General features: G+C 40.9%; 14 protein-coding genes and 1 pseudogene. 2 read left to right on the top strand and 13 right to left on the bottom strand.

Annotated features, from left to right (window positions below):
- The first annotated feature begins 620 nt into the window (after positions 1 to 620).
- Positions 621 to 1,109 carry a transcription/translation regulatory transformer protein RfaH gene (gene rfaH / locus AC5JQI_RS15070; protein WP_493912756.1) on the top strand — a complete coding sequence of 163 codons (489 nt, stop codon included), beginning with the start codon at positions 621 to 623 and terminating at the stop codon, positions 1,107 to 1,109.
- 82 nt (positions 1,110 to 1,191) lie between these two features.
- Here the strand turns inward: rfaH and hemB are convergent, their stop codons facing one another.
- The 13 genes and pseudogenes from hemB to AC5JQI_RS15135 form a co-directional block, all read right to left on the bottom strand.
- Positions 1,192 to 2,208: a porphobilinogen synthase gene (gene hemB, locus AC5JQI_RS15075; protein ID WP_493912757.1), complete on the bottom strand. Its 1,017-nt coding sequence runs from the start codon at positions 2,206 to 2,208 to the stop codon at positions 1,192 to 1,194.
- A 117-nt stretch (positions 2,209 to 2,325) separates the two neighbouring features.
- Positions 2,326 to 3,114 carry a Sec-independent protein translocase subunit TatC gene (gene tatC, locus AC5JQI_RS15080; RefSeq protein WP_493912758.1) on the bottom strand — a complete coding sequence of 263 codons (789 nt, stop codon included), beginning with the start codon at positions 3,112 to 3,114 and terminating at the stop codon, positions 2,326 to 2,328.
- A gap of 3 nt (positions 3,115 to 3,117) precedes the next feature.
- Positions 3,118 to 3,585 (bottom strand): Sec-independent protein translocase protein TatB, encoded by a 468-nt coding sequence (gene tatB / locus AC5JQI_RS15085; RefSeq protein WP_493912759.1) that lies wholly within the window; start codon positions 3,583 to 3,585, stop codon positions 3,118 to 3,120.
- A 3-nt stretch (positions 3,586 to 3,588) separates the two neighbouring features.
- Positions 3,589 to 3,861 carry a Sec-independent protein translocase subunit TatA gene (gene tatA, locus AC5JQI_RS15090; protein ID WP_493912760.1) on the bottom strand — a complete coding sequence of 91 codons (273 nt, stop codon included), beginning with the start codon at positions 3,859 to 3,861 and terminating at the stop codon, positions 3,589 to 3,591.
- Between the two features lie 161 nt (positions 3,862 to 4,022).
- Positions 4,023 to 5,660, bottom strand: coding sequence for a ubiquinone biosynthesis regulatory protein kinase UbiB (gene ubiB / locus AC5JQI_RS15095; protein WP_493912761.1), 1,638 nt, complete (start codon positions 5,658 to 5,660; stop codon positions 4,023 to 4,025).
- Positions 5,647 to 6,330 carry a ubiquinone biosynthesis accessory factor UbiJ gene (locus AC5JQI_RS15100; protein ID WP_493912762.1) on the bottom strand — a complete coding sequence of 228 codons (684 nt, stop codon included), beginning with the start codon at positions 6,328 to 6,330 and terminating at the stop codon, positions 5,647 to 5,649. The genes ubiB and AC5JQI_RS15100 overlap by 14 nt, the downstream gene beginning before the upstream one ends.
- Position 6,331: 1 nt before the next feature.
- A complete protein-coding gene (gene ubiE / locus AC5JQI_RS15105; RefSeq protein WP_493912763.1) occupies positions 6,332 to 7,087 on the bottom strand; it encodes a bifunctional demethylmenaquinone methyltransferase/2-methoxy-6-polyprenyl-1,4-benzoquinol methylase UbiE in 756 nt (251 codons plus the stop codon).
- Between the two features lie 75 nt (positions 7,088 to 7,162).
- Positions 7,163 to 8,518, bottom strand: coding sequence for a DNA recombination protein RmuC (gene rmuC, locus AC5JQI_RS15110; RefSeq protein ID WP_493912764.1), 1,356 nt, complete (start codon positions 8,516 to 8,518; stop codon positions 7,163 to 7,165).
- Between the two features lie 246 nt (positions 8,519 to 8,764).
- A complete protein-coding gene (locus AC5JQI_RS15115; RefSeq protein ID WP_493912765.1) occupies positions 8,765 to 9,328 on the bottom strand; it encodes a DedA family protein in 564 nt (187 codons plus the stop codon).
- A 42-nt stretch (positions 9,329 to 9,370) separates the two neighbouring features.
- Positions 9,371 to 10,153 (bottom strand): tyrosine-protein phosphatase, encoded by a 783-nt coding sequence (locus tag AC5JQI_RS15120; protein WP_493912766.1) that lies wholly within the window; start codon positions 10,151 to 10,153, stop codon positions 9,371 to 9,373.
- A 221-nt stretch (positions 10,154 to 10,374) separates the two neighbouring features.
- Positions 10,375 to 11,130 (bottom strand): uridine phosphorylase, encoded by a 756-nt coding sequence (udp, locus tag AC5JQI_RS15125; RefSeq protein ID WP_493912767.1) that lies wholly within the window; start codon positions 11,128 to 11,130, stop codon positions 10,375 to 10,377.
- A gap of 252 nt (positions 11,131 to 11,382) precedes the next feature.
- Positions 11,383 to 12,768 carry a GntP family permease gene (locus tag AC5JQI_RS15130; RefSeq protein ID WP_493914701.1) on the bottom strand — a complete coding sequence of 462 codons (1,386 nt, stop codon included), beginning with the start codon at positions 12,766 to 12,768 and terminating at the stop codon, positions 11,383 to 11,385.
- 334 nt (positions 12,769 to 13,102) lie between these two features.
- Positions 13,103 to 13,596: pseudogene (locus AC5JQI_RS15135) on the bottom strand (NAD(P)-binding domain-containing protein).
- A gap of 369 nt (positions 13,597 to 13,965) precedes the next feature.
- Between AC5JQI_RS15135 and AC5JQI_RS15140 the strand changes: the two are divergent.
- The gene (locus AC5JQI_RS15140; RefSeq protein ID WP_493912768.1) at positions 13,966 to 14,154 is read left to right on the top strand and encodes a hypothetical protein; all 189 of its coding nucleotides are present in this window, start codon (positions 13,966 to 13,968) and stop codon (positions 14,152 to 14,154) included.
- Positions 14,155 to 14,157 lie beyond the last annotated feature (3 nt).

Here is a 14,157-nt window from a genome sequence, read left to right on the forward strand (position 1 = left end):
ATAACTTGCCAAAAATCAATGAATTCAATGTAATCTTGTGGGGTAAACTCCTTAGATACAGCAGCATGGTACCCAATCAGCTAATGTCTGTGTATCAAATTGCTCAGGAATCGTTTTATTATGCTGGAAAACCTTAAAATCTTCGTTTTTTCACTAAAATAATGCGATTTTTCTCCTTTAATATGCAATCTGCTGTCTTCACGTAACATAGGTAATAAAAACTATCTACCTGTCACCTTTCAAGTTACAACTTTGTTGGCTGCTGTCGCTCTGCATCTCGAAATACATTGGATATTGAACGGGGATTAGGTTCCAAGAACATGGATTACAACCGATCTTTTGGGTAACTTAATCATTGGACATTATCAAGGAGTTTACCGTTACCTGAGGGGAATATTTTCATATTTTCTTTTCATTTACGAAATATTAGATAAAATTATCAATATCATCGTAATTGGCGATTTTTACACCTTAAGTAATACACAAATTTTTACTGGAGATAAATACCACTGGTTATAAAAACATAACTTATTCCTTCACATAACTTTTTAGCTTTATTGATGATCCACCAACACTGGTTTTGTTATGCTAGGCATTCTAAGCAATGGAGTGGAAATATTATGGGGAATTGGTATCTTCTTTACTGTAAACGAGGGCAAATCTCTCGAGCGATAGATAATTTGGAAAGGCAAAATGTTATCTGCCTGACACCTATAGCTAAAATCGAAAAAGTCATTCGGGGTAAACGAACAACCGTTAGTGAACCATTGTTTCCCAATTATCTTTTTGTACATTTTGATCCTGAAGTCATTCACACCACAACAGTTAATTCAACACGTGGAGTAAATCATTTCATACGGTTCAGTACTTATCCTGCCATTGTACCTCAGGCATTGATTGATGAATTGATGTCTATCACTGAACAGGATTATATTGCGCCTGAAACTCCAATAGCAGGAGATACTGTTCTGATTACTGAAGGAATTTTCGAGGGCATTCAAGCAATTTATAACGAACCGGATGGAGAAACCCGTTCAATTCTCCTCCTTAATATCCTCAATAAAGAAGTTTCTAAGGTTTTAGATAATAAGCAGTTCATCAAGATTTAATCAAAAAAACGGGCAGAATTGCCCGTTTTTATTTTTAGGGTACTCTAATACACAATCTTTACGGCCAAATAAACTCAGGCAATCAATATTTCTGCTCTTGCAGCCACCGCGCAACACGTTTGGCAAAATAAGTCAGAATACCATCTGCTCCCGCCCGTTTAAAACACAACAGTGACTCCATAATCGCAGGCTGTTCCTTCAACCAACCGTTTTGAATGGCAGCCATGTGCATCGCATACTCACCAGAAACTTGATAAGCAAATGTTGGTACACCAAAAGTATCTTTTACCCGACGAATTACATCCAAATATGGCATACCTGGTTTCACCATGACGCTATCTGCACCTTCCTGCAAATCTTGTGCGATTTCCTGCAATGCTTCATCACTGTTTGCAGGGTCCATTTGATAGGTCATTTTATTTCCACCTTTCAGATTAGAGCCAGAACCAATTGCATCTCTGAACGGGCCATAATAACAAGAAGCGTATTTAGCAGAATAAGCCATAATCTGGGTATTGATATAACCATCTATCTCAAGTTGATCACGAACAGCACCGATACGGCCATCCATCATATCACTTGGTGCAACAATTTCGGCTCCTGCTTCTGCATGGGATAATGCCTGCTTGACCAGAATATCTTTGGTAATGTCATTAATAACATAACCATCTTGATCAATGATGCCATCCTGCCCGTGAGTGGTGAATGGATCGAGCGCCACATCAGTCAGAAGCCCTAATTCAGGCACCGCATCTTTCAAAGCGCGAACAGAGCGCTGAATCAAACCATCTGGATTATAAGCTTCTTTCGCATCCAATGATTTTTTGTCTGCTTCAATGACCGGAAACAGAGACAAAACAGGAATACCCAGTCGGGCAATCTCTTCAGCTTCTTTCAGCAAAAGATCTATTGTCAGACGATACACTCCTGGCATGGAAGGTACTTCCTGGCGCTGATTAGTGCCTTCCATAACAAAAACAGGATAGATCAGGTCATTGACGGTAAGTTGATTCTCAGCAACCAAGCGGCGGGAAAAATCATGGCGGCGCACACGGCGCATACGACGACTAGGGAATGCCCCTGGAAATACATAGCTCATACTGCTCTCCTAATATAAAACTCAGCAACAATACACTGAGTTAATAGCCATCGCCCTTTACTAATGATATCAATATCATCAATCAGTTAGCGATAAACACAAATAGCCTAAACCGGATTATTTTTTTAGATCATCACTGATCTCATGCTCTGGTTCATCGTCCAGGTTGACTGATTTACATTTACCTGATTTACCAATATAGAATTGAGAAAGCAATATCCCTAATTCAAATAACAAATACATAGGAATAGCCAGCAAAGTTTGCGAGAAAACATCGGGTGGGGTTAACAACATACCAACCACGAACGCTCCTACCAAGATATAAGGGCGTTTTCTTTTCAGTGATTCTGGTGTTACTGCCCCACTCCAGCACAACAAAATAATGGCAATCGGTACTTCAAATGAAATACCAAAAGCCATAAATAACGCCATGACAAAGCTCAGGTAATTACTGATATCTGTCGAGATCACAACACCGATTGGCACTGTTTTAATAAAGAAACCAAACGCAATGGGAAAAACCACAAAATAAGCGAATGCCATTCCTATATAAAACAATAAACTGCTGGAAAATAGTAAAGGCATAATCAGACGACGCTCATGCTTATACAACGCCGGTGCAACAAATGCCCATACTTGATAAAGGATCATCGGTGCCGAAACAAAAATAGACACCATAATGGTCAGTTTTATTGGTATAAAGAAAGGTGAAGCAACATCCGTCGCAATCATATTTGCACCTTCAGGCAATTGTTCCATCAAAGGTGCAGCAATAAGACGATAAATGTCATTGGAAAAGTAAACCAATGCCAAAAAAACCACCAGCACAGTAATTAAGCTATTTAAAATCCGCTTACGTAGCTCAATCAGGTGGCTGATAAGAGGTTGTGTATTATCCACAGACATGTTTTAGTGTTTGCCCTTTGCTTGTTCAGGAGATCCATTTTGTTGCTGCTTTAGCGTTGGCACTGATTGCTCAGAATCCAACGGTTCTGGAAGCGGAAGTTTTACAGTCGGCGGAGAAACAGAAGAGTGAAAATGTGTTTCATCTTCCTCCAGTTCCCTAACTTCATCCGGTTTTAGCTGATAAGTGTTTCTCAACGATTCAGCCGCTTCTCTCAGTTCCTCCATTGATGCCTTCAATTCTGGGGACAACGACTGCATATCTGCTTTTTCTTCCATTTTTTTTAGGCTATCCTGAAGCTCTTGCAATTTCAGTTCTTGGGCTAGTTCATTCTGGACATTGGCCGCCAAAGAGCGCAATGCCCGTATCCACCCAACCACTGTTTTAACTGCAATAGGCAAACGTTCTGGCCCCAGAACAACCAAGCCAATAATCATCACCAGCAGTAGTTCACTAAAACCAATGTCAAACACAGTTTATACCTGCTCTTTATTCTTGCTCTCTGATTTTTCAGATTGTGCAGCAGTAGGCTTTTCAGCGATATTTTTGGTTTCGAAATCGGCATCATGGCTATTTTTTTCAGCCTGATTCAGTTTTTCACTTTTCTCATCATCATCGCTAATTGCCTTTTTGAAGCCTTTGATTGCAGCTCCCAAATCTGAACCCAAAGTACGCAGCTTATTAGTACCGAACAGCAATACGACAATGACAGCAATAATGAGCAATTGCCAAATACTTATACCACCCATACTGATTTACCTCTATTCATCGAAACACCACTAATAATTTCATTATCAACGACAAACTTTATGTTCAAAAATAATGCAATCATACCAAATGTAGTGATAAAGAAACCTTATACGTACTTTTAACCTTTGATGAGGTTTAGGTTTCATTTATATTTTAATTATTACTGACGTTTGCTTAACTTACGCCACCCTAATATCCACGATACAATTCCGGTACCCATCAATCCCCATGACAAATGTTCCTGCCCTGTGATAAAAAACAGGCTGCCACAAATAAACAATGTTGCCCCAATCCCCAGTAAATAAAGCGATTTACGCTGTTTAACCTGCTGATTTTTGAACTGTTGTGATATTTGGTCAATACTCACCTGTAAACGTCGGTGTTGCTGAAGTGTGCCATACACCAATTCAGGAAGTTCCGGTAATTTCTCCACCCAATAGGGGGCTTTTTCTTTAAAAGCACGAAAAATGGCTGGCATTCCGACCCGACTATGCACCCAATCTTCCAAAAACGGTTTTGCTGTTTTCCATAAATCAAGTTGGGGATAAAGCTGGCGTCCCAACCCTTCAACATACAATAGTGTTTTTTGCAGCAAAACCAATTGAGGCTGAATAGCCATATTAAAACGGCGGGCGGTATTAAAGAGATTCAATAAAACATGCCCAAATGAGATCTCAGCCAGCGGCTTTTCAAAAATCGGCTCACAAACAGTACGAATAGCGAATTCGAAATCTTCCACATTAGTATCAGCAGGAATCCAACCGGAATCAACATGCAGCTCAGCCACCCGACGATAATCACGATTGAAGAAAGCAATGAAGTTTTCCGCTAGATAGCGTTTATCGTCTTTATTCAAAGAACCCACTATACCGTAATCAATACCGATATAAGTCGGATCTTCCGGATTTTCATAACTGACAAAGATATTACCCGGGTGCATATCAGCATGAAAAAAGCTATCGCGAAATACTTGGGTGAAAAATACCTGAACACCGCGCTCAGCCAATAATTTCATATTCGTGTTCTGTGCCTTCAAAGCCGTAACATCAGACACAGGAATGCCGTAAATTCGCTCCATGACCAATACATTTTCCCGACAATAATCAGGATAAACTTCCGGCACATAAAGCATCGAGCTATCTTCAAAGTTCCGACGCAATTGAATCGCATTTGCGGCTTCACGCAACAAATTCAACTCATCAAGCAAAGTTTTCTCGTATTCACGCACGACTTCACGTGGCCGAAGACGACGACCATCAGGTAACAAAGGCACTAAGTTTGCCAAACGATACATTAGCCGTATATCCGCTTTGATAACAGGCAGGATATCTGGGCGAATGACTTTCAGAACGACTTCTTTGCCATTCTCTTTCAAACGGGCGGTATGTACCTGAGCAATGGATGCTGAAGCCAATGGTTTCGAGTCAAAATTCTCAAACCACGTTTCCAGAGAACCTTCTAATGCAGTTTCAATTGATTTTCGTGCCACCTCACCATCAAAGGAAACTACCCGATCTTGCAACATTGATAGTTGATCAGCAATCGCGGTAGGAAACAAATCCCGGCGAGTAGAGAGCATTTGACCAAACTTGATCCATACTGGGCCTAGTTCTTGCAATGCCAAACGCAGACGCTCACCAAGTGGTTTGTCCTTGTGCTGATTGGATATCCAAAACAGGAAATAGCGCCCGAAACGCAAAGGCCATGTCAGACGAATATTAGGAATAAGTTCGTCCAGACCATAAGAAAGAAAAACCCTGATGATAAAGTAAAGCCGTTTGATTTCACTGGGAGTCATATTTTCCCTCCAGTGCTGCCAACCGTTTTTCCATTTGAGTCAACTCATTGGCAACAGCATTGACCTCTTCACTGAAATAAGCCATTTCCAACGCACTTGGGGACATTTTCCATTCTTCTGTCAATGATTCAGTGAAATAAGCCTTCTTCCTTACAACTGTATTACTGGCAAACTTAATACCTTTCTTCATCATCCGGCTGATCCCTTCTGAGACAATATCACCAAGATAGGGAGAAAGGTAATGGGCGGGGTCCCACTCAGACATATCCAACAATGCTGCCCATTGTTGAATAACCTGCATATCTCCCTCAATGACAATTTCTCCACTGTTAATCAGCACTGAAAGACATTGGCGATCCCGCAATTTAAGTATTGCCGGTATTGTCGCTTTCATTGAGCAATCCGTAGGTTCCGGCCACTGACTCAAAACATCCACTTGTTTTTCACTAAATATCAGCACTAATGGTGCTTCAATTTCTTTCAATTCGATAGACAGTGTTTTTCCCACCAATCTCAAACGGGCGGGCCTTAATACGGCTTCACGGTACAATAGATGATTTAGGGTCGTTTCCAGAAAGGCTGTCAGAATCGGAAACAACACCTTATCCTTCGATACCATTGAGTTGGGTACCGTAGAATTCACACTATGGCTTGATGAAGGTGTTTCCATTTCAGAATTTGAATCCTTTATGCAGTGCAACGATCCCTCCTGTCATATTGCTATAAGAAACTTGATCAAAACCCGCTTCTTCCATCATGCTTTTTAACGTTTCCTGATCAGGGTGCATACGAATAGATTCAGTCAGATAACGGTAGCTATCCGCATCTTTGACAATCAATTGACCAATTCGAGGTAAAATATGGAATGAATACGCATCATAAACCTTGCTCAATGGCGCCAGCACAGGTTTGGAGAATTCCAGAACCAATAAGCGTCCGCCTGGTTTAAGCACTCGATACATTGAACACAGCGCTTTTTCTTTATCTGTGACATTACGCAAACCAAAAGAGATGGTAATACAGTCAAAATAATTATCCGGGAAAGGTAATACTTCTGCATTGGCCTGAACATAATTGACATTGCCGACGATGCCGATATCACGTAATTTTTCGCGCCCGACTTTCAACATTGAGTCGTTAATGTCTGCTAAAACGATCTGGCCTTGCTCACCTACAATACGGGAAAATTTTGCCGTCAGATCGCCAGTACCGCCAGCTAGATCAAGAACCTTATGACCTCGGCGGACACCACTTGCTTCAATAGTGAAACGCTTCCAGATACGATGAATACCAAATGACATCAAATCATTCATCAAGTCATATTTTACGGCTACAGAATGAAATACCTCTGCCACCATCTCTTTTTTTTCTTCTTTGGCTACGGTGCGGAAACCAAAATCAGTGGTTTCTTTTGATTGATCTGCCATGTTAATTGTCCGCTTTTTATTCAAAAAAATTTATAGCAAGTGTATCAGCCTTTCGGATAAAACCCTATCCAGACTTCACTCATTAACCTGCAATGATTGGAAAGATTTCTCAATCAACTGCGAATCAATAGGACGCTTCACATCTACACCTAAATCACGAAATCCTTCGGCTTGGCTAACCAGATTACCTCGTCCCTCGACCAGTTTTTTCATTGCAAAATTGTAACTTGCTTGTGCTTTATTGAGGCTCTGCCCCAGCCCTTGCATATCATCCACAAACAACCGCATTTTGTCATACATTCTGGCGGCTTTATCAGCTATCTGGCGCGCATTTTGGCTTTGGTATTCATAACGCCAAAGATTATTGATAGTACGAACCGCCACCAGCAAAGTAGATGGACTAACCAGCATAATATTATGTTTCAAGGCTTCATCCAGCAATTCAGGCGCCTGATTAAGTGCCACCAAATAAGCAGGTTCTACAGGAATAAACATCAGAACGTAATCCAGTGATCGCAAGCCAGGCAATTGCTGATAATCTTTCCGACTCAGATCTCGAATATGCCCTTTTATCGAATTGATATGTTCCTGTAATGCCTGCATCTGCTGCTGTTCATCATCACTGTTGAAATAGCGTTCATAAGCAACCAGTGACATTTTGGCATCAATAATGACATCTTTTCCTTGTGGCAAATGTACAATCACATCAGGCTGAAAACGCTCATTGTTTTCAGTTTTAATATTAACCTGAGTCTGAAATTCATACCCTTCACGCAAACCGGAAGCTTCAAGAATACGAGCCAGCACCATTTCCCCCCAATTACCCTGTATTTTGTTATCACCTTTCAGGGCCTTGGTAAGATTAATCGCCTCTTTTGCCATTTGTGCATTAAGCTGCTGAAGATTACGAATTTCATGAGTGAGAGTATGACGTTCACGGGCTTCTTGCCCAAAGCTGTCTTGCACCTGACGACGAAATCCTTCAAGTTGTTCACGAAATGGTGTCAGGAGATGAGTGAGATTTTGACGACTATATTCGTCGGTACGGCGCAGATTTTGTTCAAAAATACGATTAGCAAGATTTTCAAATTGGGTATTCAGGCGCTGTTCACTGTTGATCAGTAAACGTTGTTTTTCCTCTGCTGCCAATCTGCTCTCTTCAAGCCGAGTGCTTAATTCTCGTAATTCAGCTTCCTGGGCACTATTAATCTCACGCTGAGCTAACAATTCTTGGTTTAATTGATCACATTCAGTACGCCAATAGAGGGATTGTTCCGACTTTTCATGGCTAACAGCTAATTGGCTATATAATTCGCGAAGTTCCCGCTCTTTTTGTTGGATTCGCTGATGAACGGAAAGCCAGACGAAAACTCCCCCGCCCAGCAATCCGCTCAAACTGCCAATCAGCATATATAACCACTGGATTCCCACCTATACACCCTCGCTAACTTCATTGTCGCTATACCTGTCATCTTTCAAGTCGCAGCCAATAATAAAGCTACAACTTGAAATCTATCGGGTATAAATTCTGGTTAACTCTTTTGATTCAAAGCTGGTTTTTGATTCAAAGCTGGTTCAAGAACTTCAATGTAAGTTAAATAGATGCTGTATAGATGTCCAGAGTATTTACTGAGTTTATTTCAATTTGCAAAGCGGCTCGCAATTACTCCATCTGCTTTATCCCATCCATTCGGTCAGCCAGTGCAGACCAAATGCTCCCGGTGCTAAAATACCGAATGCCCAGATTAATGCAGATGTAAAATTAGCAAGCTGAAAATGACGTTGAGGCATGGCACAAATACCCGCTACCAACGGCACCGCTGCCCTTAGAGGGCCAAAGAACCGCCCAATGAACACTCCCCAAACGCCCCAACGTTCAAAAAATTGATGGCCGCGATCCAACGTTTGAGGGTGACGAGAAAGTGGCCACATTTTGCCGACATTTTCTTTATAGCGGAAACCAAACCAGTAAGAAAGCCAATCACCAAAAAAGGCTCCCGCTGCTGCGGCTATCCATATTGGCCAGAAATTCAATCCACTTTCACCAATCAAAGCCCCCAATCCCAACAAAATAATTGTTGCTGGCAACAGTAAGGAAATAAATGCGAGTGATTCACCAAATGCAAGAACGAAAATAATGGGAATCGCCCAAATTTCATGGGCTTTTACAAAGTTGGTGATCAATTCAATGATTTCATGCAGGTTCACATTAGTCTTTCCTGTGTTATCAGTGTCTGCCATAGGTTAGCCCTGTACTACCAAACCAATGCTAACCTAGCATTTTTATTCAAGAAAATAGGCCTGTAGCTTTTCACGGGCAGCAATATCAAGCCCGATATCTTTTTCCAGCCAAATATCCACACTGCCATAATGTTGATTAATACTATTCAGGGCTTTCAGCAAAAACTCTTCTCTGACCGAATAAACATAAGCAAATTTTTCAACTGTATTTTCACTCATGCTTTTTGCGTGTTCATTCAATAAATAGTCTCGGTATGGAGCCAGCGTGACATTAGTCAGCAAATAATCCTCCATCACCGTATCCAAATCGGCACCCAATGCCAATAAGACCAACGCAGAGCCAACCCCCGTTCTATCCTTACCGACCGCACAGTGTTGTACAATCCCGCCTTTTTCTGGTTGCAGCAATAATGTGGCTAGTGTTTTATAAGCTGGGTTGTTGAGCGGTAGTAATTCATACAGACGTGACATAAATACTTTCGCATCGAATTGTTCCAGTATCTCCTTATCCAGTTTATCCAGATTAGCATCTACTTCTTTAGAAAGCGGATTAGCCGGAGCGTGATGGTAATGTGCGCCATGCCATACCTGATCAGGTTTATCCATAATCTCACTGCTATCACGATAATCAATGATCTGAAAAAGGTTTTGATCCACTAAAATAGCCTGATCGTTTTCTGTCAGTCTGTCCAATGAACCGGAACGAAATAATAGCCCTGACTTGATCTTAGCGCCATTATTCAGAGTCTTGTTGCCTAAATCACGAAAGTTAATGCCGCCATTCAACGGAAGAAGTGAAGGATGGAGTAGAAATGTTGTGGTCATAATTACTCTTGTCAATGTAATAAATAATGATTTAAAAACAGATGGTTATTGATATTACTGGATTAGATTAATAGTTATTGGCGCACAACAGCCATTACGCAAATAATCATTAATGCAAAACGTTATGACATTATCAGATTTTAGAATGAAAGAAAGAGAAGATCGCACAAACGGCAGGGCCGGAATATTCCGGCCCTTAACAGAATCACTTGATAAAAGTATTACAGCAAGCGGCGAGCAGCTTCGACAACAATCCCCAAGGCATTGCTTTCTGTTTTCTTCAATAATTCAGCATCCGGTATTTCTTGTTGAGTACGATTAACAATAACACCTGCTACCATACCAGCACGCAGCCCTTGGCTTGCACACATTGTCAGCAATGTTGCTGATTCCATCTCAAAGTTCATTACACCCATTTCCTGCCACTCTTTCATGGAACCCTGGAAGCGACGGACAATACGGCCTGAATAAGTATCGTAACGCTCCTGCCCTGGGTAGAAGGTATCAGAAGAAGCCGTCACACCAACATGAGTTGTAGTACCGGATGATTTTGCTGCTTCATACAGAGCATTTGTACACTCAAAATCAGCCACGGCTGGGAATTCCATTGGAGCAAAGTGCAAGCTGGCACCATCTAAACGGACTGCGGCAGTTGTCACCAATACATCCCCTACATTGATGTGTGACTGGATTGCACCAGTCGTACCGATACGCAAGAAAGTACGTACGCCCAACTGGGCAAGTTCTTCCACCGCAATCGACGTTGAAGGGCCGCCGATACCCGTAGAGCAGACAATAACGGCTTTTCCGTCTATTTCTGCACGCCATGTTGTAAATTCACGATGAGAGGCCAGATGTACTGGGTTACCCATCAATCGTGCTATTTTTTCAACACGGTTAGGATCGCCTGGCACAATTGCCAGAGTCGCACCTTGCAGATCGCTTTTAGTGATACCTAAGTGAAATACATCAGACATATCGGACTCCTCAACGGACATGATTCAAAATATGGATACCTAAATTTAGTCAATACTCTGACATTTTTTAGTGATTAAAATCACTTTTAATTGATACAGACAAGAAACACATACATATATTTGTGATAAAAGTCACAAATAAAAAAGAAAATAATGTGGTGAGTATAATGCGGCAATGAAAACAATGTTCGAAGAACAATCACAAAGTCAGAAAACAGAAAAAACGCCCTTTACAGAGCGCTATTGCATGGATTACATCACAAGATTGAGAAGCAATACACCACACAGCCCAATCCCCCACGCAATTGTGGTAGGAATTGACCAGACGATAATCTGTTGCCTCACATTTTTAATGCCCATCATCCGGTTAACCACCCAGAAAAAACAATCATTGAAGTAGCTGAAAAACAGTGTTCCCATCACCGCAGCCTGAGCCGCTACCAACATATTAATGTCCGGTATCTGCTTGATAACCGGTGCTGAAATAGAAGCTGCGGTAATCATTGCTACCGTGCCAGAACCTTGGATTATGCGGATTAGTGTCGCAATGATAAATGGAATCAAGACTGGTGTTATTGGCAGGCCGGCAATATATTGCGCCAATATCGTCCCCGTCGAACTTTCATTTAACACAGCCCCCAATGAGCCTCCAGCCCCTGACACCAACAAAATAATACCTACAGTCTTTAATCCTTCCTCTAAATGTTCAATCACTTCGTGTTTGCTGGCTTTTGGAATGAGCGTATAAATAGCCAATAAGACACTGATTGCCAGCGCGATAATTGGTGAACCAAGGAACCCAAAAATCTGAAAATAGAAATCGTTTTCTTTCCCGGCAAAGACATCGGTTTTCAATAGCAAGCCATTAATTACACCGGCCAAAATAAGAACAATAGGCACAACAATAGGCAAAAGAGACAAAAATAAGCTCGGTAGTGATTTGTTAGATTTTTCTTCCATATAACGTTGATGAACTTGTTGCAAATTTTCTGCATTTTCTTCTGCATCATCAAGCTGGTATTCAGGATATTTAGTCTCCAACCACTTTGCATAGCAGGTAATACCTATAACACATGGAACGGCCAGTATCATACCTGCCAACATCATTGAGCCTATACTCACTCCGAATATCCCTGCCACACCAAGCGGTCCCGGGGTCGGGGGAACAATGTGGTGAGTCACTACCAGCCCTCCCGCCAGTGATACCCCCAGCGTCAATACATTGCGTTTACCTTTCTTTGCTAATGCTTTCACCAGCGGATAGAGGATCACAAAAGCCGAATTAACAAATATAGGGATACTGACAATATAACCGGTGATCGCCAGTGCCCATTCTTCACGCCGTTTACCCAACCATTTTATCAAGCTATAAGCGATCCGTTCAGTTGCGCCGGACACTTCCAATATCCGGCCCATCATGCTCCCTAATCCAATTACAATGCCGATACTACCTAATGTTGAACCAAATCCTTTGGCGATCACTTCTACAGCATTGCTCATAGTTAAGCCGCCAGAAGTCCCAGCAATTATCGCAGCAATCAACATGGCAAGCAGTACATGAATACGAGTGCGCAAGACCAAAAAAATCAGCGTAAATACCGCCACTCCCAATCCAATAATTGGAATGTAAAACTCCATCATAAAACCCCATTTCAATCTGTATTATTGGCGATAAATGCACGAATGACATCGCTGAAAGGATAACTGCTGGCCTAGAAGATTTAAACCACCAGTAATGATAATTCTCATCTAAAATCTCTTTTATTAATCCCTGAGAATTATTTTTTATTGTTCTTATTCATTAACAATTTTTTCAGTCTGATTTCTGAAAACACTACTTTTCTCCAAAAAATTTCCGTTCAAATCTATATTGGAAACGATTTTTCATCATGGAACGTTTACCGAGGTTTTCACAGAAAGTTATTCTCAAATAACAGGAAATAAAAGAGGTAATCAAGGTATGAGACTACAATCAATTAAAACCAAATTGACAGAGGACAAAATAATCGAGCCGTTGAAATAATTCAAAAGAACCAGAGACCATAATTGTTAATTGCCCCTGTGCAGCTTTCAATGCTCCTCCAGAAATCGGAGCATCAAGTACTTTGATATGGTATTTATTCGAACGATTGGCAAAACCTTGAGCCTGTTCAGCAAAGACAGTACTATGTAAAACAACTACTGTACCTGCCTTCAGTTGATTAACTAATGGTTTTTCTCCACCAAATAGTATTTGCTCGATTTGCGCACCATTGACCACAACCAATAAAAGTACATCTAGCTCCTTCCTCCATAGAACAGCATTCTTTGCGACATTTATTGCTCCCATCTGTTTAAGTTGCTCATAAGCTTGACATTCAGGTCAAAACCATAAGTTGGAATACCTTCCCTAATTAAGGACTGTGCGATTCCCATTCCCATCGCACCCAGCCCTATAACCCCTATTTTTTGTATTGAATTATTCATGAGGTTCCCTGGTGTTGTGTGACAATTTGTTACCTTTTTGATCTTCACATATATAATTTCACAAAAAAACGATAGATATCACATTCAAGGCTTATCTCCCTAAAGAATAAAAACATTCAATAAGTTGATTTTAAATAGATGATAGAAAAAACATTTCACATATTATTGTGATTAACATAAATAAAATTACTTTATTTCCGAATGCCCCCAATATCTAAAACTAGGCGTTTCTAAAATACTGTGCAACTGCAATAGTTAAATCTGAAATTCATCTTTATTTCATAGTATTCCCACTGCATTATTCCTGTAAATGCACATAATTAAGTGTTTTATCTGGTTAAACCGATAAGTCTCAACAAAAGGGGAGCTATGATGGGATTTTTTGATCAAATCACCAATATGCTGAGTGGCGGGAAAAACCAGCAACTCCAGCATATAATGGACTGGGTTGAAGGTAAGGGAGGAATAAGTGGACTAATTGAAAAATTTTCTCAGCAAAGACTGGATTGTACGATCCATTCGTGGATTAGTTCAAAAAATAAACTATTGGGTCAGTAATCC

It is taken from the genome of Xenorhabdus sp. XBWT (assembly GCF_059072735.1).

What these genes read in the sequence shown, in the direction of transcription:
- AC5JQI_RS15100 (WP_493912762.1), bottom strand. Translation starts at nt 6,330, where the DNA reads ATGGAAACACCTTCATCAAGCCATAGTGTGAATTCTACGGTACCCAAC.
- AC5JQI_RS15115 (WP_493912765.1), bottom strand. Translation starts at nt 9,328, where the DNA reads ATGGCAGACACTGATAACACAGGAAAGACTAATGTGAACCTGCATGAA.
- udp (WP_493912767.1), bottom strand. Translation starts at nt 11,130, where the DNA reads ATGTCTGATGTATTTCACTTAGGTATCACTAAAAGCGATCTGCAAGGT.
- hemB (WP_493912757.1), bottom strand. Translation starts at nt 2,208, where the DNA reads ATGAGCTATGTATTTCCAGGGGCATTCCCTAGTCGTCGTATGCGCCGT.
- AC5JQI_RS15130 (WP_493914701.1), bottom strand. Translation starts at nt 12,768, where the DNA reads ATGGAGTTTTACATTCCAATTATTGGATTGGGAGTGGCGGTATTTACG.
- ubiE (WP_493912763.1), bottom strand. Translation starts at nt 7,087, where the DNA reads ATGGCAGATCAATCAAAAGAAACCACTGATTTTGGTTTCCGCACCGTA.
- ubiB (WP_493912761.1), bottom strand. Translation starts at nt 5,660, where the DNA reads ATGACTCCCAGTGAAATCAAACGGCTTTACTTTATCATCAGGGTTTTT.
- tatA (WP_493912760.1), bottom strand. Translation starts at nt 3,861, where the DNA reads ATGGGTGGTATAAGTATTTGGCAATTGCTCATTATTGCTGTCATTGTC.
- tatC (WP_493912758.1), bottom strand. Translation starts at nt 3,114, where the DNA reads ATGTCTGTGGATAATACACAACCTCTTATCAGCCACCTGATTGAGCTA.
- rfaH (WP_493912756.1), top strand. Translation starts at nt 621, where the DNA reads ATGGGGAATTGGTATCTTCTTTACTGTAAACGAGGGCAAATCTCTCGA.
- AC5JQI_RS15140 (WP_493912768.1), top strand. Translation starts at nt 13,966, where the DNA reads ATGATGGGATTTTTTGATCAAATCACCAATATGCTGAGTGGCGGGAAA.
- AC5JQI_RS15120 (WP_493912766.1), bottom strand. Translation starts at nt 10,153, where the DNA reads ATGACCACAACATTTCTACTCCATCCTTCACTTCTTCCGTTGAATGGC.